Source organism: Streptomyces aurantiacus, assembly GCF_027107535.1.
Lineage (GTDB): Bacteria > Actinomycetota > Actinomycetes > Streptomycetales > Streptomycetaceae > Streptomyces.
In genome coordinates this window covers 7426370-7446239 of the sequence record NZ_CP114283.1, presented here as the reverse complement: position 1 = coordinate 7446239, position 19870 = coordinate 7426370, and the positions used below count along the sequence as shown (strand labels likewise).

Genomic DNA, 19870 nt, shown 5'->3' with positions numbered 1-19870 from the left:
CCCAAGACTGCCCCGCGCCCTGCCCGGACGCGAGCCCGCCCGCGCGGGACGAGAACCCTGGGAATCCGGGGGGACGCGAGCCCGCCGTTGTCGGACCCGAGCCGTACTCTGGGCCCCATGCAGACCTCGTCGGACCGGCACGAGTACCCCGCTCACTGGGAGGCCGACGTCGTCCTGCGCGACGGCGGCACCGCGCGCATCCGGCCCATCGCGGCCGACGACGCCGACCGCCTCGTCAGCTTCTACGAGCAGGTGTCCGCCGAGTCGAAGTACTACCGCTTCTTCGCGCCGTACCCGCGCCTGTCCGCCAAGGACGTCCACCGCTTCACCCACCACGACTTTGTGGACCGGGTGGGACTCGCGGCCACCGTCGGCGGCGAGTTCATCGCCACCGTACGCTACGACCGCATCAACGCCGACGGCCTGCCCGCGTCCGCCCCCGCGGACGAGGCGGAGGTCGCGTTCCTCGTCCAGGACGCCCATCAGGGCCGCGGTGTGGCGTCCGCGCTGCTGGAGCACGTCGCGGCCGTCGCCCGCGAGCGCGGCATCCGCCGTTTCGCCGCCGAGGTGCTGCCCGCCAACAACAAGATGATCAAGGTGTTCACGGACGCCGGGTACCAGCAGAAGCGCAGCTTCGAGGACGGCGTCGTACGCCTGGAGTTCGACCTGGAGCCCACCGACCGCTCCCTCGCCGTGCAGCGCGCGCGGGAGCAGCGCGCGGAGGGACGCTCCGTCGCCCGGCTCCTCGCACCCGGCTCGGTCGCCGTCATCGGCGCGGGCCGCGCGCCCGGAGGAGTGGGCCGCAGCGTCCTGGACAACCTCCGCGGGGCGGGGTTCACCGGGCGCCTGTACGCGGTGAACGGGGCACTTCAGGAGAAGGAGCTCGACGGCGTCCCGGCGTACCGCTCCGTGCGTGACATTCCCGAGCCCGTCGACCTCGCCGTCGTCGCCGTTCCGGCCGAGCGCGTTCCCGCGGTCGTCGCCGAGTGCGGTGAACACGGCGTGCAGGGCCTCGTCGTGGTCTCCGCGGGGTACGCCGAGAGCGGCCCCGAAGGCAGGGAGCGCCAGCGTGAACTCGTGCGCGAGGCGCGTACGTACGGGATGCGCATCATCGGACCGAACGCCTTCGGCGTCATCAACACCTCCCCCCGGGTACGGCTCAACGCCTCGCTCGCACCCGAGATGCCGCGCGCCGGACGCATCGGGCTGTTCGCCCAGTCCGGCGCCATCGGGATCGCGCTGCTGTCCCGTCTGCACCGGCGCGGCGGCGGGGTCACCGGCGTGACGGGCGTGTCCACCTTCGTGTCCTCGGGCAACCGCGCCGACGTGTCCGGCAACGACGTCCTTCAGTACTGGTACGAGGACCCGGACACCGATGTCGCGCTCATGTACCTCGAATCGATCGGGAACCCGCGGAAGTTCACCCGGCTCGCGCGACGCACGGCGGCGGCGAAGCCCCTGGTCGTCGTCCAGGGCGCGCGGCACGGAGGGGCAGCGCCCCAGGGGCATGCCGTACGGGCGACCCGTCTGCCCCACGCGACGGTGTCCGCCCTGCTGCGGCAGGCCGGCGTCATCAGGGTGGACACGATCACGGAACTGGTCGACGCGGGGCTGCTGCTCGCCCGCCAGCCGCTCCCCGCCGGGCCGCGCGTGGCGATCCTCGGAAACTCCGAATCGCTCGGGCTGCTCACGTACGACGCCTGTCTGGCGGAAGGGCTGCGCCCGCTGCCCCCGGCCGATCTGACCACGGCCGCCTCGGCGGGGGACTTCCACGCCGCGTTGTCGCACGCGCTGGCCGACGACGGCTGTGACGCCGTGGTGGTCACCGCGATCCCGGCCGTGGGGGAGGCCTCGGCGGCCGACGCCGCCCTGGCGGAGGCCCTGCGTTCCGCCTCGGCGGCGGCTCCGGCGAAGCCGGTGCTCGTGGTGCACGTGGAGCTCGGCGGCCTGGCGGAGGCCTTGTCCGCAGCCGCCAGCACCGCTCCACAGCCAGGGGAGCCGTCTGGCGATCAGCCGGCCGTCCAGTCGGCCGGCCGGTCGGCCGAACAGCCGGCCGGAACGGGACCGGACGCCGGGGGCGGCCCCCACCCGTTCCGCTCCGCGGAGCGCCCGTCCGCACAGGGCGAGCGACGGACGCCCGACGTGGCGGCCCCCGAAGCGGAATCCCGTCTCATCCCCGCCTACCCGGCTGCCGAGCGGGCCGTCCGCGCCCTCGCGGAAGCCGTGAAGTACGGCCAGTGGCGGCGCGAGGCCACGGATCCCGGGCGCGTGCCCGAGTACGAGGACATCGACGAGAAGGGCGCGGCCGATCAGATCGACCGGCTCCTCGGCGGCGGTGGCGAAGGAGCCGCGGCGGAGCCCGCGGTGGGGGAGGCCGGGCTCACGCTCGGCCCCGAGGACACCTGCGTGCTGCTCGGCCGGTACGGCATCGGCGTCCGACGTGCCCTGCCCGCGCCCACGCCCGGAGAAGCGGTGGCTGCGGCGGAGAGCCTCGGCTACCCCGTGGCGCTGAAGACCACCGCCCCGCACCTGCGGCACCGCGCCGACCTCGGCGGCGTACGGCTGGACCTGGCGGACGAGGAGCAACTGCGGCGGGCGTACGCGGAGTTGACCAGCCTCTTCGGGAAGCCCGAGGAGCTGCGCCCGGTGGTGCAGGGAATGGCGCCACGCGGCGTGGACACGGTCGTACGCGCGGTCATCGACCCGGCGGCGGGAGCGGTGCTCTCCTTCGGGCTCGCCGGAGCGGCGTCGGAACTGCTCGGGGACACCGCGCACCGGCTGATTCCGGTCACCGACCGCGACGCGGCCTCCCTGGTCCGGTCCATCCGGACCGCACCGCTCCTCTTCGGCTGGCGGGGCTCGGCCCCGGCGGACGTCGCGGCACTGGAGGAGCTGCTGTTGCGCCTGTCACGCCTTGTGGACGACCACCCGGAGGTGGTTTCCGTGTCCCTGGAGCCCGTCGTCGTCGCCCCGCGCGGGCTGAGCGTGCTCGGCGCCTCCGTGCGGCTCGCGCCGCCGCCCGCCCGCGACGACCTCGGCCCACGCACGCTTCCTGTGTACTGAGCGGTGCCACGCAGTCAGTACGCCCCCGTAGGATGGACATCATGGCCAAGACCAGTACGACGACCCAGGGGCTGCGAGCGGCGATCGAGCGCAGCGGCTACTACCCGGCCCTCGTGGCCGAGGCGGTGGAGGCCGCTGTGGGCGGCGAGCCCATCCGGTCGTATCTGGTGCACCAGGAGACGACGTTCGACGCCAACGAGGTGCGCCGGCACGTGACGGTGCTCGTCCTCACGGGCAACCGTTTCATCGTGAGCCACACGGACGAGCAGGCGGCGGACACCACGTCGCCGACGCCGTACGCGACGACGTCCACCGAGTCCGTGAAACTCGGGCGGATCTCGTCGGTCGTGCTCAGCCGGGTCGTGGCGAACCCCGAGAAGTACGTCGTGGGGACGCTGCCGCGCGAGGTCGTCCTGACCATCGGCTGGGGCGCGGTCGCCCGTATCGACCTGGAGCCCGCGGCCTGCGGCGACGCCAACTGCGAGGCGGACCACGGCTACACCGGCAGCTCGACGGCGGACGACCTCAGCCTGCGGGTCAGCGAGGCCGGTGACGGCCCGGACGCCGTGCGCCAGACGCTCGCCTTCGCGCAGTCGCTCTCCGAGGCGACCGCGGACGTCACCCGCTGATGGCCCAGCCCGTCTGGGACCACCCGGAACCACTCACCATCGGCTCCGCGCCCGTCCCCGAGTACGGGACCGGTTCGCTCGCGGACCTGCTGCCCACGCTGGCCGCGGGCATGGATGTACCGGACATGACCGCCTCACTCGCGGAGCTGAGCCCGGCCGACCGGAACTGCGTCTTTCTGATCGACGGCCTCGGCTGGGAGCAGCTGAAGGCGCACCCGGACGAGGCCCCCTTCATGAGTTCCCTGCTGGGCAGCTCGCGTGGCGGCACCGGCCGGCCGATCACGGCGGGCTATCCCGCGACCACCGCGACCTCGCTGGCCTCGGTCGGCACCGGGCTGCCGCCGGGCGCCCACGGACTGCCCGGCTACACCGCCCGCAACCCGGAGACCGGCGAGCTGATGAACCAGCTCCGCTGGAATCCGTGGACGCAGCCCCGCAAGTGGCAGCCCTACCCCACGGTCTTCCAGCTGGCGGACGCGGCGGGCGTGCACACGGCCCAGGTGACGGCCCCGCACTTCCAGAACACCCCGCTGACCAAGGTCGCCCTCAGTGGCGGGACGTTCCACGGACGGCTGACCGGCGAGGACCGTATGGACCTGGCCGCCGAGCAACTGGCCGCCGGGGACCGCTCGTTGGTCTACACGTACTACGCGGAGGTGGACGGCAAGGGCCATGGCTTCGGCGTCGACTCCGACCCCTGGCGCGGACAGCTCATGTACGTGGACCGTCTGGTCCAGCGCCTGGCCGAGCAACTGCCGCCGCGTACGGCCCTGTACGTCACGGCCGACCACGGCATGATCGACATCCCCTTCGGTGAGCAGCACCGCATCGACTTCGACGAGGACTGGGAGCTGCGCGCGGGAGTCGCCCTCCTCGGCGGCGAGGGCCGGGCCCGGCACGTCTACGCGGTCCCGGGCGCCGAGTCGGACGTCCTGACCTGCTGGCGCGAGGTGCTCGGCGAGCAGTTCTGGGTGGCGTCCCGCGACGAGGCGATCGCGGCGGGATGGTTCGGACCGCGGATCGACGAGCGGGTGTACGCGCGGATCGGCGACGTGGTCGCGGCCGCCCGTGACGACGTGCTGATCGTCGCGTCCGAGCGGGAGCCGAAGGAGTCGGTGATGGTCGGCAACCACGGCTCGATGACTCCGGCGGAACAACACGTCCCGCTCCTCGAAGTACGTTCCTGACCCCCTCCCCGCCCGCCAGTCACTCTTGCCGAAAGGTGCTCAACCTCCCATGTCCGAGCTGGTGTTCTTCTCCGGAACCATGGACTGCGGGAAGTCGACGCTGGCTCTGCAGATCGAGCACAACCGCTCGGCGCGCGGTCTGCAGGGCATGATCTTCACGCGGGACGACCGGGCGGGCGAGGGCAAGCTGTCGTCCCGCCTCGGCCTGGTCACGGACGCGGTGGAGGTCGAGGACGACCAGGACGTGTACGCGTATCTCGTCGACCACCTCTCGCAGGGCGGCCGTGCGGACTACGTCATCGCCGACGAGGCACAGTTCCTCGCCCCCGAACAGATCGACCAGCTCGCCCGCGTGGTGGACGACCTGGACATCGACGTCTTCGCCTTCGGCATCACCACCGACTTCCGCTCCAAGCTCTTCCCGGGCTCCCAGCGCCTCGTCGAACTTGCCGACCGGGTCGAGGTCCTCCAGGTCGAGGCGCTCTGCTGGTGCGGCGCCCGCGCCACCCACAACGCCCGCACCATAGGCGGTCGGATGGTCGTCGAGGGCGCCCAGGTCGTCGTCGGAGACGTCAACCAGCCGGAGGACATCGGCTACGAGGTGCTGTGCCGCCGGCACCACCGCCGCCGGATGACCGCGGCCAGTGCCCGGGCGGGCGCACTGTCCCCGGACGTGCTCCCGGTGGACGCGGTGGCGCGGCGCTGACGTGTGAGCGCCCGGCCGAGCGGCATGCGCATGCCGTGGGAGCACGGTGCGGCCCGTTCGCCCCGGTCGGCTCAGTGGCGCGTGCGTACCACGGAGAACACCGCGCCCTCGGGGTCCGCCACCGTCGCGACGCGACCGTGCGAGGCCTCGTGGGCCGGCCGGAGCACATGACCGCCCAGGTCGAGGACCTGGACCACGGCCGAGTCCACGTCGGTGACCTCGAAGTACGTCATCCAGTGGGCCCCGCGGTCGCGGGGAAGAGCGTTGCCGACGCCGTGGATTCCGGCCACCGGGCGGCCCTTGACGTGGAGGGTGATGTAGTCGTAGTCGGCGGAGACGACGGGCTCCTCCTCGAAGCCGAAGACCGTCTCGTAGAACTTGGCGACGCCGGCGGAGTCACGGGTGATGAGCTCGTTCCACGTGGGCGTCCCGGGCACGCCGGTGATCCCCGTACCGAGGTGGGCGGCCGCCTGCCAGACGCCGAACACGGCCCCGGAGGGGTCGGAGGCGATGGCCAGACGACCGGCGTCGTCGGCGACCAGCGGACCGACGCCGACCGTGCCACCGCAGTGCCGGACCGTCTCCGCCGTCAGGTCCACGTCGTCCGAGGCGAGGTAGGGCGTCCACGCGACGGGCAGATGACGGTCCGGCGGAAGCTGGCCGATACCCGCCACCTCCTGCCCGTCCAGCTGCGCCCGCACGTAGGCGCCCAGCTGCTGTGGACCGGGCTGGAACTCCCAGCCGAACAGTTCCCCGTAGAACTCCTGGGTCGCGGTCATCCCGTGCACCATCAGACTCACCCAGCAGGGTGTGCCGGGCGGGTACGCAGTGCCGTTCAGGCCGGCCGACCCCCGTGCCTCGGTCATCGTCACCCTCTCCTCGGCGCCTCGTGGGGCCGCTTCACTTCCGCTTCCGAACCGGGCGTGCCGTCGCCGCGGACTTGAGTGCCCGATGCCGATGGTCGCACCACCCGGGGCATGCCGCGCCCCGGTCGAACGGCCCATGGCGGGAGAATGCCCGAAAACCTGTTGCCCATCGGCTTCCCCGCGACGGCCCGGCCATGCCTGCAGGCCCGTACGGTGTGTGTCCGGTCCTGCACGCCGTGTGGTCGGTCCTGTCCGGCCGAGCAGAGTAGCCGGACCTGGACGATGTGGCCACTCCGTACGCGAGGATGGTGGCCATGAACGACATCATCTCCGCATCCCGGCTCGCCGGTGACCTGGCGGGCCCCAACCCCCCGGTCGTGCTGGACGTCCGCTGGCAGCTCGGCGGCCCGAACCTGCGCCACGCCTACGAGGAGGCACACATTCCGGGGGCGGTCTACGTGGACCTGGACACCGAACTGGCGGCTCCCGCCGGCGCGGCGGGCCGGCATCCGCTGCCCGATCCGAAGGTCTTCGGAGAGGCCATGCGCGCGGCCGGGGTGTCCGAGGACCGTGATGTCGTGGTGTACGACGGTGGCCTCGGCTGGGCCGCCGCGCGGGCCTGGTGGCTGTTGCGCTGGACGGGGCATCCGTCGGTGCGCGTCCTTGACGGCGGCCTCGCCGCCTGGAGCGGTCCGGTCGAGGGCGGCCACCCGGCCCCGGCCGCCGGCACCTTCGTACCGGCTCCCGGAGCGCTGCCCCTGCTGGACGCCGACGGCGCCGCGGCGCTGGCCCGCAGCGGTGTCCTCCTCGACGCCCGGGCTGCCGAGCGCTACCGCGGCGACGTCGAGCCGATCGACCGTGTCGGCGGACACATCCCCGGCGCGGTCTCGGCGCCGACCACCGGGAATGTGGCCGAATCCGGCTGCTTCCTCCCGGCGGGCGAACTCGCCGACCGCTTCAGGTCCCTGGGCGCCGACGGCACTTGCGAGGTGGGTGTCTACTGCGGTTCGGGTGTCTCCGGCGCGCACGAGGTGCTCGCTCTGGCGGTCGCGGGCATCCCGGCCGCGCTGTACGCGGGCTCCTGGTCGGAGTGGTCCCAGGACGAAGCGCGCCCGGTGGCGACGGGGCCCGACCCGCAGTAGCTCCCCGGCGGCGGCCGGCCGCCGCCCGACGGGCGCGGCGGCACGGGGCGGCGAACGGCGGACGGCGGCACAAAGGGCTCGCACCGAGATGGCGCGAGCCCTGTGCTGCATGTTCTCAGTCCTGCTTCTTCCGGCGTGTCCCGAAGACGATCTCGTCCCAGCTCGGCACGGCCGCTCTGCGTCCGGGACGGACCCCGTCCGCCTCCGCCTGCCGGTCGGTGGCACCGACCAGACGTTCGCGATGGCTGGCCACCGAACGCGGCATGAGCACGTCGGCGTAGGCGGAACCGGCCGAGGCGGCGGGAGCCGGGGGCTCCTCCACCTCGGGCTCGGGGTCGAGCGGTTCCTCCGTCTCGGGACGCTCCGTGGTGGAGGTGGTCGAGGCGGCGGGAGCGGTCGAGGGACGCTCGGGCACCACCATGTCGCCGCGGAAGCTGGGAACCGCCTCCAGGAGACTGGTGAGCGAGTCGCGCTCGCGCTCGCCGGTGCTCTCGTCCAGGTCGGGCTCGGGCGACGGCGAGGGCAGGCTCGGTCGCTCGATCTGCCGGTCCAGGGCACGGTCCAGCGGGCGGTCGCGCGGCAGGCGGGCGATGCGCGGAACGAACGGGAAGCTCGGCTCGGCAGCGGCGAGGTCCTCGGACTCACCGATCAGCGAGCGCGCCTCGTCGTCGACGGCCTGGACGAGCCGCCGGGGCGGGTCGTACGTCCAGCTCGCCGAGTGCGGTTCGCTCGCCACCCGGTAGACCAGCAGGACTTCCCAGGTGCCGTCGTCCCGGCGCCAGGAGTCCCACTGGACGGTCTCCTTGTCGGCGCCGCGCATCAGGAGACGTTCCTGCACCGCCTCACCGAGCTGGGGACCGGTCGTTTCTCCGGGGCGGCGGACCGGGGTCTTACGGGCCCGCTCGGCCATGAAGGCACGCTCGGCGAGTACGGGTCCCTCGAAGCGGCGCACACGGTCGACGGGGATGCCGGCGAGCTGGGCCACCTCTTCGGCGGATGCTCCGGCACGTATACGCGCCTGGATGTCTCGGGGGCGGAGATGGCTCTCCACCTCGATCTCGATCTGGCCGAGGCGGGGACGGTCGCCGCGTACGGCGGCGCGTAGACGCTCGTCAATCGGAAGCGTGTACTCCGTGCTGTCCGCAGCCTTCAGCACCAGCCGTGTGCCGTCGTTGGAGACGGCCACGACACGCAGTTCGGGCATGGGGACCTCCCGGGTGGTGCCTGCCGACGTCACGTGCGTCGCTGCTTCCGCTAGTCGAGTGTGGCCTGCCCGGGTGCAGCCTGCCACAACCTTGCCGAGTTGCCCGGCGTGTCGGGCGTGGGCCCTGGATCGCCGTTATGGCACGGTTACCTATTCGCAACGCTAAGTGACGAACCTCATCACCCTGTGCAACGAGCCCCCTCCCGGCGGTCCTGGAAGGCCCCGGACGCCCTGGCGAGTGTCCGGACCCAGGGCTCGCAACAGTACTCCATTCGGGCCACTTGCGTGGATCGGCACGCCACCGAACTTCTGTCCGGAAGCGGGAGTTGACCGCTCCGCGTGACGCTCCGTCGACCATGGCCAGCCTCGTGCTTCACATGCCCGGCGAAAACGGAAACAATCGTTTCGCCCGCATGTCCTGTGCTCGGGCAACCGGTCGGAGCGAACGGCTACTCGCCCAGGATCCGGCGCAAGTAGTCGTTCCCGAACCGCCGTTCCGGGTCGAGCCGGTCCCGCAGCTCGGTGAACTCGCCGAACCGCGGATAGACGCCGGCGAAGTACTCCGCGTCGCGGGTGTGCACCTTGCCCCAGTGCGGCCGCCCCTCGTGCGCGGTGAAGATGCGCTCGGCGGCGCTGAAGTACGCCTGGTACGGCGTGCCCCGGAACATGTGGACCGCGATGTACGCGCTCTCCCGGCCGGACGCGGTGGAGAGCGTGATGTCGTCCGCGGGGGCCGTGCGCACCTCCACCGGGAAGCTGATGCGCAGCGGCGAACGGTCGACCATGGCCTTCAGTTCACGCAGCGTCTCGACGAGGGCGGCGCGCGGAACGGCGTATTCCATCTCCGTGAACTTCACCCGGCGTGGGGAAGTGAAGACCTTGTAGGGAATGTCGGTGTAGGTGCGTGCGGAGAGCGCGCGGCTGGAGATCCTCGCGATCGAGGGGATCGTGGCGGGCACGGCCCGGCCCACGTAGTTGGCCGCGTGGAAGACGCCGTTGGAGAGGAACTCGTCCTCGAAGAGACCGCGGACGGTGCCGATCGGGTTCTCCGGGCCTGCGCTGCGGTTGTTGCGCTTGGTGCTGCAGTTGCCGGTGTGCGGGAACCAGTAGAACTCGAAGTGCTCGTTCTCCGTGAACAGTTCGTCGAAGGAACGCGTCACCTCGTCGAAACTCATCGGCTCCTCACGGGCGGTGAGCAGGAAGAGGGGCTCCACGGAGAAGGTGATCGCGGTGATGACGCCCAGGGCCCCCATTCCGACCCGGGCGGCCGCGAAGACCTCGGCGTTCTCCTTCTCTGAGCAGGTGAGGACCGAGCCGTCGGCGGTCACCAGTTCAAGGCCCTTGATCTGGGCGGCGATCGAGGCGGAGTCGCGGCCGGTGCCGTGCGTGCCCGTGCTGGTCGCGCCGGACACCGTCTGCTCCATGATGTCGCCCATGTTCGTGAGCGACAGTCCCTCTCGGGCCAGGGCCAGGTTGAGGCGCTTGAGGGGCGTGCCGGCCTCCACCGTGACGGTGCCCGCTTCGCGGTCGATCCGGCGGATGCCGGTCAGCAGTTGAGGACGGATCAGTACGCCGTCGGTCGCCGCGGCCGCGGTGAAGGAGTGGCCGGCGCCCACGGCCTTGACCCTGAGCCCGTCCTCCGCGGCCTCGCGCACGGCGGCGGAGAGTTCCTCCACGGAAGCCGGAGTGACCTCCCGCGCAGGCCGGGCGGTGACGTTCCCCGCCCAGTTACGCCAGGTGCCGCTCTTCCCGCTCACTGTGCTCCTCATGGGTCCCTCCCCGCTGCGGAACCGGCCTGCTCAGCCGGCGATACCCCAGGAAACCCACCGCGACCGCGACGGCCCCGGCCGCGACCGGAACCCCGTACCCGGCCCGCGCCCCGGCCGTGTCGATCACCCAGCCGGACAGGGAGGAACCGAGCGCGACCCCGACCGCGAGCCCGGTGCTCACCCATGTCATGCCCTCGGTCAGTTTCGCGCGTGGTACGTGCAGTTCGACGAGGGCCATCGTCGTGATCATCGTCGGCGCGATGGACAGGCCCGCAACGAACAGCGCCACGGCCAGGAACGGCAAGTTTCCGACCAGTAGGAGGGGGATCATACTCACGGCCATGGCGCATATGCCCAGCACCCACCTGCGGGCGGGCGCCCCGGCGAAGCGCAGCAGCCCGAAGACCGCCCCCGCCGCGCAGGACCCCGCCGCGTACACGGCGAGGACGACGCTCGCGGCTCCCTTGTGCCCTTCCTCGTCGGCGAAGGCCACGGTGACCACGTCGACCGCGCCGAAGATCGCGCCGGTCGCCACGAAGGTGGCCACCAGTACCTGCAGTCCGGCCGAGCGCAGGGCCGAGCCTCCCTTGTGGTGCTCACGCGGATGCGGCGGGGGCTCGGTGGCGCGCTGGGACGTCAGCCAGAAGACGCCGGCCGCCAGGAAACAGGCCGCGAGCAGCGGCCCGGCCTCCGGGAACCACACGGTGGACAGGCCGATGGAGATGATCGGCCCGAAGATGAAGCAGATCTCGTCGACGACGGACTCGAAGGCGTACGCGGTGTGGAGCTCGGGCCTGCCCCGGTAGAGCAGCGCCCAGCGAGCCCTGGTCATCGCCCCGACGCTCGGTACGCAGCCGATGCCCGCCGAGCAGACGAACAGCACCCAGTCCGGTCCCTCGAAGCGGACCGTCAGCAGAAGTCCGGCGGACGCGGCGAGCGCGCACATCGTGGCGGGCCGCAGCACCCGCCGTTGCCCGTACCGGTCGACCAGCCGGGACACCTGCGGACCGAGCACCGCCGCGGACAGCGCCATCGTCGCCGAGAGAGCGCCCGCGAGCCCGTACCGCCCCGTGACCTGGGAGATCATCGTGACCACGCCGATGCCCATCATCGACAGCGGCATCCGGCCGAGGAGGCCCGCGGTGGTGAAGCCCTTCGAGCCTGGAGCTGCGAACAGGGCGCGGTACGGGCTTGGCACGGGTGGTCTCCGGTGACGGTCCGGTAAGGCGTGAATCTGGCCGATACAGCTTACGAGTCAGGTGACCCTAACGCATATGGGGATTTCCTCGGTCGCCGTGTCCGTGCGCTGTCCGTCTGCTGTACGGCCCCCGCCGTCGCCCGGCTGTCAGCGGCGGATGGCAGGATCGAGGCATGCGAGACGCGCTCGATGCCACCCCCTACGACGCCCTGCTCCTGCTCTCGTTCGGCGGCCCCGAGGGCCCCGACGACGTGGTCCCGTTCCTGGAGAACGTGACGCGGGGTCGGGGCATCCCCAAGGAACGCCTCAAGGAAGTCGGACAGCATTACTTCCTGTTCGGCGGGGTCAGCCCGATCAACGACCAGAACCGCGCCCTGCTGGACGCCCTCCGCAAGGACTTCGCGGACCACGGCCTGGATCTTCCCGTCTACTGGGGCAACCGGAACTGGGGCCCGTACCTCACCGACACCCTGCGCGAGATGGCCTCCGACGGCCGCCGTCGCGTCCTGCTCCTCGCCACGAGCGCGTACGCCTCGTACTCGGGCTGCCGGCAGTACCGCGAGGACCTCGCCGGGGCCCTGGCGACCCTGGAGGGCGAGGGTCTGGAGCTGCCGCGCATCGACAAGCTCCGGCACTACTTCAACCACCCGGGCTTCCTGGAACCGATGGTCGAGGGCGTCCTGAAGTCCCTCGCCGAGCTCCCCGAGGACGTCCGAGCGGGCGCGCACCTCGCCTTCACGACGCACTCGATCCCGGACGCCTCGGCGGACACCTCCGGACCCGTCGAGGCACACGGCGACGGCGGGGCGTACGTGAAGCAGCACCTGGACGTCGCCCGGCTCGTCGCCGACGCGGTGCGCGAGCGGACCGGGACCGACCATCCCTGGCAGCTCGTCTACCAGTCGCGTTCGGGAGCCCCGCACATCCCGTGGCTGGAGCCGGACATCTGCGACCACCTGGAGGACCTGCACGGCGCCGGCGTCCCGGCCGTCGTCATGGCGCCCATCGGGTTCGTCTCGGACCACATGGAGGTCCTCTACGACCTCGACACGGAGGCCAGGGCCAAGGCCGAGGAGCTGGGACTGCCGGTGCGCCGGTCGGCCACCGTGGGCGCCGACCCGCGGTTCGCCGCCGCGATCCGCGACCTCGTCCTGGAGCGGGCCGCCACCGAGAGCGGCAGGGACGTGACGCCCTGCGCCCTCGGCGCCCTGGGCCCCAGCCACAACCTCTGCCCGGTGGGCTGCTGCCCCGCCCGCGCACCCAAGCCCGCCGCCGCGGGCGCCGACAGCCCGTACGCGTGATGAGGAGCCCCGTGACCGCCACAGCGGACGACGAGCTGAAGGCCGAGCTCCTGGAGATCGCGCTCGACGCGGCCCGTCGGGCCGGCGCCTTCCTGCGGGACGGCCGCCCCGACGACCTGGGTGTGGCGGCGACCAAGTCCAGTGCCGTCGACGTCGTCACCGAGATGGACATCGCCTCCGAGAAGATGATCACCGGTCTGCTGGCCGACCGCAGGCCCGACGACGGTGTCCTCGGCGAGGAGGGCGCCGACATCGAGGGCACCAGCGGTGTCCAGTGGGTGATCGACCCGATCGACGGGACCGTGAACTATTTGTACGGACTGCCCAGCTGGGCGGTGTCCATCGCGGCCCGCAAGGACGGTGAGACGCTCGTCGGGGTCGTGCACGCCCCGATGCGCGCGGAGACCTGCCGGGCCGTCCTGGGCGAGGGAGCCTTCCTGAACGACCGTCCCGCGCGCGTGCGGCCCGCTCCCGACTTCGGGCTGGCGCTCGTCGGCACCGGCTTCGGCTATCTCGCGGACCGCAGGGCCCGCCAGGCGGAGGTCGTCGGACACCTGATCCCACAGGTCCGGGACATCCGCCGGGGCGGCTCGGCCGCGATCGACCTGTGCGACGTGGCGACGGGCCGTCTGGACGCCTACTACGAGCGCGGGCTGAACCCCTGGGACTACGCCGCCGGCGACCTGATCGCCCGGGAGGCGGGCGCGCTGACCGGCGGGCGTCCAGGACAGCCCTGCTCGACGGACCTGACGATCGCGGCCCCGCCCGGCCTCTTCGAGCCGCTCCAGTCCCGCCTCGAGGAACTGGGCGCCTGGCACGACTGACAGCACGCGCCCGGCTCCCACCGACAGCGCGTACGACACGCGACGGACAGCGCGTACGCCATCGTCCGGGGCACCCCGGACGACAACGACGAAGCGGGGCCCCGGACTGGATCCGCCGGGGCCCCGCTCTCGTGACGAGCTGGATCAGACGTGTGACACGCCGACCTGAACCCCGTGCTCGGCGGCAAGGCGGTGCAGGTCGTCGAGCTCGGCCTGCTCGACCTCGGCGAGGAAGTCGTCGCCGGTCTCGCGAGCCATCGTCAGGTCGGACTCGGTCGCCCTTATGCGCTGCAGAAGTCCTGCGGTGAAAGCGTCCATGCTGCGCCCCCTCGTCCTGGGTCGTGGGTCGGTGGCACGGGGGTGTGCCGATCGGGAGGGGCGATCACGTCTCCAAGGTGCCCAGCGCAGCCCCGCTGGGCGGCGACGGTGCCGGACACCCACGCCCGCCCTGCGGAAGTGGACCATGACATACCGCATGGTGGTGCGGCACAAGCAGAGCGTGATCGCGGGGTGTAAAGCCGTCCTCCCCCCGCTCCCTTCCACGGAAACCTCAACCGCACGAGAAAATCTGGCATTCCCGGCCCCCGCACCCGCCTTACAGCCGACTTATGGCCGAAAAGGGCAGGATGGAGGCCAACCAGCGACAGACCCTGCCCGTGTGCGCCGACAAGGCGCCACGCGGGCGGACAGAGGAAGGACAAGCGACGTGCGCGTACTCGTCGTCGAGGACGAGCAGCTGCTCGCCGATGCGGTGGCCACCGGACTGCGCCGGGAGGCCATGGCCGTCGACGTCGTGTACGACGGCGCGGCCGCTCTGGAGCGCGTCGGAGTCAACGACTACGACGTGGTGGTCCTCGACCGCGACCTCCCCCTGGTGCACGGCGACGACGTCTGCCGCAAGATCGTCGAGCTGGGCATGCCCACCCGCGTGCTGATGCTCACGGCCTCCGGAGACGTCAGCGACCGGGTCGAGGGTCTGGAGATCGGCGCCGACGACTACCTCCCCAAGCCCTTCGCGTTCAGTGAACTGACGGCACGCGTGCGTGCCCTCGGCCGGCGTACGAGCATGCCACTGCCGCCCGTCCTGGAGCGTGCCGGGATCAAGCTCGACCCCAACCGCCGCGAGGTATTCCGCGACGGCAAGGAGGTCCAGCTCGCGCCCAAGGAGTTCGCCGTCCTGGAGGTGCTGCTGCGCAGTGAGGGGGCGGTCGTCTCCGCCGAGCAGCTGCTGGAGAAGGCATGGGACGAGAACACCGACCCGTTCACCAACGTCGTGCGCGTCACGGTGATGACCCTGCGCCGCAAGCTCGGCGAGCCGCCGGTGATCGTCACCGTGCCCGGCTCCGGCTACCGGATCTGATCGTGGTGGCCACGACGCCGGCGCCGCCCAAGGCGCCCCCGAAACCCACCTGGGATCCCCGGAGGCCGCAGCAGCCGTTCCCCTGGTTGCGGCCCACCATCCGGATAAGGCTCACGCTGCTGTACGGCGGGATGTTCCTCATCGCGGGGATCCTGCTGTTGTCGATCATCTATCTGCTGGCAGCCCAAGCGCTGAACACGGGCAGCGATCCGCTCTTCAAGATCGCCGGCGGCACCGACATCAAGGTCAACAGCGAGAACTGTCCTGCGGTCAACGTCAATCAGAGGCTCGACGAGTTCAATGCGGCGATCAGCAACTGCATCGACCACCAGCGTCAGGTAGCCCTGGACAACCTGCTCAGTCGTTCCCTCCTCGCCCTCCTCGGGCTCGCCGTGATCGCGTTCGCCTTCGGTTACGCGATGGCCGGCCGGGTGCTCGCGCCGCTCGGCCGGATCACTCGCACGGCCCGCTCGGTCGCAGGGTCGGACCTCTCGCGGCGGATCGAGCTGGACGGTCCCGACGACGAGTTCAAGGAGCTGGCGGACACCTTCGACGACATGCTGGAGCGGCTGCAGCGGGCCTTCACGGCCCAGCAGAGGTTCGTCGGCAACGCCTCTCACGAACTGCGGACGCCTCTCGCGATCAACCGCACGCTCCTGGAGGTGCACCTGTCCGATCCGGGTGCCCCCATGGAGCTGCAGCAACTCGGCAAGACCCTGCTCGCCACGAACGAGCGCAGCGAGCAGCTCGTCGAGGGCCTGCTCCTGCTCGCCCGCAGCGACAACCAGATCATCGAGCGCAAGCCGGTCGACCTCGCCGAGGTCGCCTCGCAGGCGGTCGACCAGGTGCGGGGCGAGGCGGACGCCAAGGGCGTGGAGATCCGCGGAGAGCAGGCCGCCGCGGTCGTGCAGGGAAACGGGGTCCTCCTGGAGCGGATCGCCCTGAACCTCGTCCAGAACGCCGTGCGGTACAACGTGGCGGACGGCGGCTGGGTCGAGGTCGTCACGCGGGTGCGGCACGGCCAGGCGATCCTGACGGTGTCCAACACCGGGCCCGTGGTCCCCGCGTACGAGGTCGACAATCTTTTCGAGCCCTTCCGACGGCTGCGCACCGAGCGGACGGGTAGTGACAAGGGCGTGGGACTGGGACTGTCGATCGCGCGGTCGGTGGCCCGTGCCCACGGCGGTCACATCGTCGCCGAGCCGCGTGAGGGAGGTGGCCTGGTGATGCGAGTCGCCCTACCTATCTGAGATCATGTCGCCGACACACGAGGATGTTCGCTTTGCGCGGAATTTTCTGGGCAGGAGAAAGGCACACTCGTGTGTGATCGATCACAAGGGCGAATTTCCGGCCATCTACCCTCCGTGATCAATACGCCTGCCGAAAGCCGGGATAATCCGGGTTTTCGGGGGTCGAGATCACGGGAAGTACACGGTGAGACGCCTTTGAAGTGCGGCATTCGGACCGTGTACGGTCCCGTTCGCCATCCAAGCCGATCACTCTCGAGGGGTCCGGTTGGGTGTCGATTGAGTAACAGACCTTGATGTGAGGCAAAATCTCCGCCTCAGGTCGGGCACAAGTCCGGCCTCTCACGCGTTACGTGCGCTGAGACACTGCAGACACCCAGAGGGGGAGAGCGACATGGCAACGGATTACGACACCCCACGCAAGACCGACGACGACGTCGATTCGGACAGCCTTGAAGAACTGAAGGCTCGCCGGAACGACAAGTCGACTTCGGCGGTCGACGTGGACGAGTTCGAGGCCGCCGAAGGCCTGGAACTGCCCGGAGCGGACCTCTCGAACGAGGAGCTGGCCGTCCGGGTCCTGCCGAAGCAGCAGGACGAGTTCACCTGCATGAGCTGCTTCCTGGTCCACCACCGCAGCCAGCTGGCCCGGGAGAAGAACGGCCAGCCGATCTGCCGCGACTGCGACTGAGGCAGGGTCGGCCGTGACAGGCTCGACCCCGCCCTGGAAGCGCCGCTTTCGTGACCGGGGAGCGGCCGGTCCGTCTCAGGACGGCTTGCAAGACGACGAGCGGGGCCGCCCGGCCTCGCTCGAAGCGGTGGACGCGACAGGCGCCTCCGGCGCCCTGGAGGTGCCGGAGAAGAAGGCGCCTGTCGCCAAGCGCCGGGCGGCCGCCGTCGGCCACGGGGTCAAGGAGGGCGTCCGCAAGGGCGGCAGCCGGGCCAGGGCCGGCCTGGCGTACCTCACCGACCGGATCATCGAGAGCGCCCCTCGGATCCCCGTACGCGACCTCGCGGCGCTCCGGAAGCAGTTCCCGGGCCTCGGCCCCGAGCAGCTCGCGGACAAACTCGTCGCGGGCGCGTGCAACGCGACGTCCACCGTGGGCGCCGGAGTCGGCGCCGCCGCGATGATGCCCATACCGCCCGCGATGCCCACGGAACTGGCCGCCGAGATCACCGGCGTCGCGGCGATCGAGCTGAAGCTGATCGCCGAGCTGTACGAGGTCTACGGCCTGCGGCCGCCGGGAACCCTGAAGCAGCGCACCACCACGTATCTGAGCTCGTGGTCGGAGGAGCGCGGCATCGACGTGACCAAGCCGTCGACGCTCAACGCGGCCCTCGGTGGACACATGAAGCGCGAGCTGCGCCAGCAGATCATGAAACGCACGGTCAGGAACCTGCCGAACCTGATGCCGTTCATGGTGGGCGCGGCCGTCGGGGCGGTCATGAACCGCCGCGACACGAGAAAACTCGCGGACCGGGTCCGCAAGGACCTCCGCAAGGTGCAGGTGCCCTGGGACGCTCTTCCGGCGCTGCCTCCGCTGGAGAAGCCGGCCGATCCGCTCACCATGGGTGACCTCCCCGGAGAGCTGGGGCGCTGATCCCGTCCGGGACGAACCCGCTTCTGGTCCGGGCCCGGCAGCCCCGTGATCCGTTGTCGCCGTCGCGCGGTGTCGTGGGGCGGGCAAAGTTCTGGCCCGCGGCAGGGAAAGTTTCCGTGCGGCCCGGCCCGGCCCGAGCCGGAGGCGGAGCTACGCGGGCGTCCGTGCCGCGGCCAGGGCCGCCGCCAGCCGCTCCGGCTCGCGGGTCGACAGGTACACGTACGGCGTCGGGTCCGTCGGGTCGGTGACCTCCACGCGCAGGGCCGTGGGGATGTAGGCACGCAGGAGCATGAAGGCGCGTGCGTCCGCCTTGAAGGAGCGCCAGGCGCGGGCCTCTTCGGGGTCGAGGACATGGGCCTCGCCCAGCGCGGAGACCGGGATACGGGCGTCGCCCGCGATCAGGGAACCGGCCACCACACGGATCCGTACGGAGCCGTACGAACTCGCCGCCACCGCCGCCACCGCCGTGCCACCCACGAACCCGCCCAGCAGGGGCAGCGTGCCGAACGGCAGCACGATCAGGGCCATCGACAGACCCACCAGGAGGGAGATGAACCACCAGGAGCGGGGTGCGGTGAGACGTTCTTCGTACGACGAGGCGGAGGGCTGCATACGGCCAAGCCTGCCACGGTGCGTGCGGCGCGCTGACGCGGAGGTAAGGTCTGCGCCTGTGAGTGGTACATCTTCGGCCCTGCGGCCCCCGGCCGACGCGGTGGCACCGGTACGGCATCCCGACGCGCCTGCCCCGGGCGAGCTGCTCGGCGCGCACTACGACCAGTGTTTCGGCTGCGGTGGCGGACAGCCGCACGGGCTGCACCTGGAGGCCCGGGCGGGTGAAGGGGTGAAGATCACCGCCGAGTTCACCGTGCAGCCCGCGCACCAGGGTGCTCCCGGCCTCGCGCACGGCGGAGTCCTCGCGAGTGCCCTCGACGAGACCCTCGGCTCGCTGAACTGGCTGCTGCGCACCATCGCCGTGACCGGGCGGCTGGAGACCGACTTCGTACGGCCCGTGCCGGTGGGCACCGTGCTGTACCTGGAGGCCGAGGTCACGGCGGTGGCGGGACGCAAGATCTACTCGTCCGCCACGGGACGCGTCGGGGGGCCCGGCGGGCCCGTCGCCGTCCGCGCGGATGCTCTCTTCATCGAGGTGAAGGTCGACCACTTCGTCGACAACGGCCGCCAGGAGGAGATCCGGGCGGCCATGGACGACCCCGACCAGGTCCGCCGTGCCCGTGCCTTCGAGGTGAACCCGTGACCCCGTCCCCGGCCCCCGTGGGCGTACTGATCAAGCGCGTCGACCCGGACGTACCGCTTCCGGAATACGCGCATCCCGGTGACGCAGGCGCGGATCTGCGGACCACGGAGAGCCGCGTACTGGAACCCGGTGAACGTGCCGTGCTCCCCACCGGGGTGTGCATCGCGCTTCCCGAGGGGTACGCGGCCTTCGTGCACCCGCGTTCCGGGCTGGCCGCCCGCTGCGGTGTGGCTCTCGTGAATGCCCCGGGGACGGTTGATGCCGGGTACCGTGGGGAGATCAAGGTGATCGTGGTGAATCTCGACCCGCGCGAGTGCGTGCGGTTCGAGCGCTTCGACCGGATTGCTCAACTGGTCGTCCAGCAGGTCGAGAAGGTGCGCTTCCGGGAGGTGGCGGAGCTTCCCGACTCGGCGCGGGCCGCAGGGGGCTTCGGTTCCACCGGCGGCCATGCCGCGGTGGGCGGCACAACGGGTGGGAATCGATACGCTTCGGTCGTATCCGACCGGGAAGGACAGTGA

At 71.3% G+C, this 19870-nt stretch carries 19 protein-coding genes; 13 read left to right on the top strand and 6 right to left on the bottom strand.

Translation table 11 applies throughout. From position 1 onward, the window contains the following. The first annotated feature begins 117 nt into the window (after window positions 1–117). From O1Q96_RS34930 to O1Q96_RS34915, 4 genes are read left to right on the top strand one after another with little or no spacing between them, the layout of a single operon-like run. A complete protein-coding gene (locus tag O1Q96_RS34930; protein WP_269251965.1) occupies window positions 118–3063 on the top strand; it encodes a bifunctional acetate--CoA ligase family protein/GNAT family N-acetyltransferase in 2946 nt (981 codons plus the stop codon). Between the two features lie 41 nt (window positions 3064–3104). Then, a complete protein-coding gene (locus O1Q96_RS34925; protein ID WP_269251964.1) occupies window positions 3105–3692 on the top strand; it encodes a DUF5998 family protein in 588 nt (195 codons plus the stop codon). Then, window positions 3692–4879 carry an alkaline phosphatase family protein gene (locus O1Q96_RS34920; protein ID WP_269251963.1) on the top strand — a complete coding sequence of 396 codons (1188 nt, stop codon included), beginning with the start codon at window positions 3692–3694 and terminating at the stop codon, window positions 4877–4879. Before O1Q96_RS34925 ends, O1Q96_RS34920 begins: the two co-directional genes overlap by 1 nt. A 49-nt stretch (window positions 4880–4928) precedes the next feature. Further along, entirely contained in the window at window positions 4929–5585 is a 657-nt protein-coding gene (locus O1Q96_RS34915; RefSeq protein ID WP_269251962.1) for a thymidine kinase, read from the top strand. A gap of 71 nt (window positions 5586–5656) precedes the next feature. On the opposite strand, the gene O1Q96_RS34910 is transcribed toward O1Q96_RS34915, so the two are convergent. Then, the gene (locus O1Q96_RS34910; protein ID WP_269251961.1) at window positions 5657–6451 is read right to left on the bottom strand and encodes a VOC family protein; all 795 of its coding nucleotides are present in this window, start codon (window positions 6449–6451) and stop codon (window positions 5657–5659) included. Between the two features lie 314 nt (window positions 6452–6765). Between O1Q96_RS34910 and O1Q96_RS34905 the strand changes: the two genes are divergently transcribed. Beyond that, the gene (locus tag O1Q96_RS34905; protein ID WP_269251960.1) at window positions 6766–7593 is read left to right on the top strand and encodes a sulfurtransferase; all 828 of its coding nucleotides are present in this window, start codon (window positions 6766–6768) and stop codon (window positions 7591–7593) included. 115 nt (window positions 7594–7708) lie between these two features. Here O1Q96_RS34905 and sepH read toward each other — a convergent pair whose 3' ends face one another. The 3 genes from sepH to O1Q96_RS34890 all read right to left on the bottom strand — a co-directional run bounded on the left by sepH (window position 7709) and on the right by O1Q96_RS34890 (window position 11764). After that, window positions 7709–8797: a septation protein SepH gene (gene sepH / locus O1Q96_RS34900; protein WP_269251959.1), complete on the bottom strand. Its 1089-nt coding sequence runs from the start codon at window positions 8795–8797 to the stop codon at window positions 7709–7711. Between the two features lie 449 nt (window positions 8798–9246). Continuing rightward, complete coding sequence (locus O1Q96_RS34895; protein WP_269251958.1) at window positions 9247–10566, bottom strand: D-arabinono-1,4-lactone oxidase; 1320 nt, start codon at window positions 10564–10566, stop codon at window positions 9247–9249. Further along, entirely contained in the window at window positions 10526–11764 is a 1239-nt protein-coding gene (locus O1Q96_RS34890; RefSeq protein WP_269251957.1) for an MFS transporter, read from the bottom strand. Before O1Q96_RS34890 ends, O1Q96_RS34895 begins: the two co-directional genes overlap by 41 nt. A 173-nt stretch (window positions 11765–11937) precedes the next feature. On the opposite strand from O1Q96_RS34890, the gene O1Q96_RS34885 reads away from it, so the two are divergent. After that, window positions 11938–13065 carry a ferrochelatase gene (locus tag O1Q96_RS34885; RefSeq protein ID WP_269251956.1) on the top strand — a complete coding sequence of 376 codons (1128 nt, stop codon included), beginning with the start codon at window positions 11938–11940 and terminating at the stop codon, window positions 13063–13065. Next, the gene (locus O1Q96_RS34880) at window positions 13065–13889 is read left to right on the top strand and encodes an inositol monophosphatase family protein (RefSeq protein ID WP_269251955.1); all 825 of its coding nucleotides are present in this window, start codon (window positions 13065–13067) and stop codon (window positions 13887–13889) included. Before O1Q96_RS34885 ends, O1Q96_RS34880 begins: the two co-directional genes overlap by 1 nt. Before the next feature lie 144 nt (window positions 13890–14033). On the opposite strand, the gene O1Q96_RS34875 is transcribed toward O1Q96_RS34880, so the two are convergent. Beyond that, window positions 14034–14207: a hypothetical protein gene (locus O1Q96_RS34875; protein ID WP_169801958.1), complete on the bottom strand. Its 174-nt coding sequence runs from the start codon at window positions 14205–14207 to the stop codon at window positions 14034–14036. Window positions 14208–14595: 388 nt separating this feature from the next. Between O1Q96_RS34875 and O1Q96_RS34870 the strand changes: the two genes are divergently transcribed. From O1Q96_RS34870 to O1Q96_RS34855, 4 genes are all read left to right on the top strand, one after another. Further along, entirely contained in the window at window positions 14596–15249 is a 654-nt protein-coding gene (locus O1Q96_RS34870; protein ID WP_269251954.1) for a response regulator transcription factor, read from the top strand. Window positions 15250–15254: 5 nt separating this feature from the next. After that, window positions 15255–16499, top strand: a complete 1245-nt coding sequence (locus O1Q96_RS34865) for a sensor histidine kinase (RefSeq protein WP_269253853.1) — start codon at window positions 15255–15257, stop codon at window positions 16497–16499. Window positions 16500–16890: 391 nt separating this feature from the next. After that, on the top strand, window positions 16891–17187 hold the full coding sequence (locus O1Q96_RS34860; RefSeq protein ID WP_005481602.1) for a DUF4193 domain-containing protein: 297 nt from the start codon (window positions 16891–16893) through the stop codon (window positions 17185–17187). Between the two features lie 13 nt (window positions 17188–17200). After that, the gene (locus O1Q96_RS34855; protein WP_269251953.1) at window positions 17201–18097 is read left to right on the top strand and encodes a hypothetical protein; all 897 of its coding nucleotides are present in this window, start codon (window positions 17201–17203) and stop codon (window positions 18095–18097) included. Window positions 18098–18247: 150 nt separating this feature from the next. Here O1Q96_RS34855 and O1Q96_RS34850 read toward each other — a convergent pair whose 3' ends face one another. Beyond that, window positions 18248–18709, bottom strand: a complete 462-nt coding sequence (locus tag O1Q96_RS34850) for a DUF3093 domain-containing protein (protein ID WP_217459649.1) — start codon at window positions 18707–18709, stop codon at window positions 18248–18250. A gap of 58 nt (window positions 18710–18767) precedes the next feature. On the opposite strand from O1Q96_RS34850, the gene O1Q96_RS34845 reads away from it, so the two are divergent. Together O1Q96_RS34845 and dut are read left to right on the top strand one after the other, a co-directional pair. Continuing rightward, the gene (locus O1Q96_RS34845; protein ID WP_269251952.1) at window positions 18768–19352 is read left to right on the top strand and encodes a PaaI family thioesterase; all 585 of its coding nucleotides are present in this window, start codon (window positions 18768–18770) and stop codon (window positions 19350–19352) included. Beyond that, window positions 19349–19870 (top strand): dUTP diphosphatase, encoded by a 522-nt coding sequence (dut, locus tag O1Q96_RS34840; protein ID WP_217459651.1) that lies wholly within the window; start codon window positions 19349–19351, stop codon window positions 19868–19870. The genes O1Q96_RS34845 and dut overlap by 4 nt, the downstream gene beginning before the upstream one ends.

Bases quoted from the DNA above. Each gene is read 5' to 3' on its own strand.
- O1Q96_RS34930 (WP_269251965.1), top strand. From the start codon at position 118: ATGCAGACCTCGTCGGACCGGCACGAGTACCCCGCTCACTGGGAGGCC.
- O1Q96_RS34925 (WP_269251964.1), top strand. From the start codon at position 3,105: ATGGCCAAGACCAGTACGACGACCCAGGGGCTGCGAGCGGCGATCGAG.
- O1Q96_RS34920 (WP_269251963.1), top strand. From the start codon at position 3,692: ATGGCCCAGCCCGTCTGGGACCACCCGGAACCACTCACCATCGGCTCC.
- O1Q96_RS34915 (WP_269251962.1), top strand. From the start codon at position 4,929: ATGTCCGAGCTGGTGTTCTTCTCCGGAACCATGGACTGCGGGAAGTCG.
- O1Q96_RS34910 (WP_269251961.1), bottom strand. From the start codon at position 6,451: ATGACCGAGGCACGGGGGTCGGCCGGCCTGAACGGCACTGCGTACCCG.
- O1Q96_RS34905 (WP_269251960.1), top strand. From the start codon at position 6,766: ATGAACGACATCATCTCCGCATCCCGGCTCGCCGGTGACCTGGCGGGC.
- sepH (WP_269251959.1), bottom strand. From the start codon at position 8,797: ATGCCCGAACTGCGTGTCGTGGCCGTCTCCAACGACGGCACACGGCTG.
- O1Q96_RS34895 (WP_269251958.1), bottom strand. From the start codon at position 10,566: ATGAGGAGCACAGTGAGCGGGAAGAGCGGCACCTGGCGTAACTGGGCG.
- O1Q96_RS34885 (WP_269251956.1), top strand. From the start codon at position 11,938: ATGCGAGACGCGCTCGATGCCACCCCCTACGACGCCCTGCTCCTGCTC.
- O1Q96_RS34880 (WP_269251955.1), top strand. From the start codon at position 13,065: ATGAGGAGCCCCGTGACCGCCACAGCGGACGACGAGCTGAAGGCCGAG.
- O1Q96_RS34875 (WP_169801958.1), bottom strand. From the start codon at position 14,207: ATGGACGCTTTCACCGCAGGACTTCTGCAGCGCATAAGGGCGACCGAG.
- O1Q96_RS34860 (WP_005481602.1), top strand. From the start codon at position 16,891: ATGGCAACGGATTACGACACCCCACGCAAGACCGACGACGACGTCGAT.
- O1Q96_RS34850 (WP_217459649.1), bottom strand. From the start codon at position 18,709: ATGCAGCCCTCCGCCTCGTCGTACGAAGAACGTCTCACCGCACCCCGC.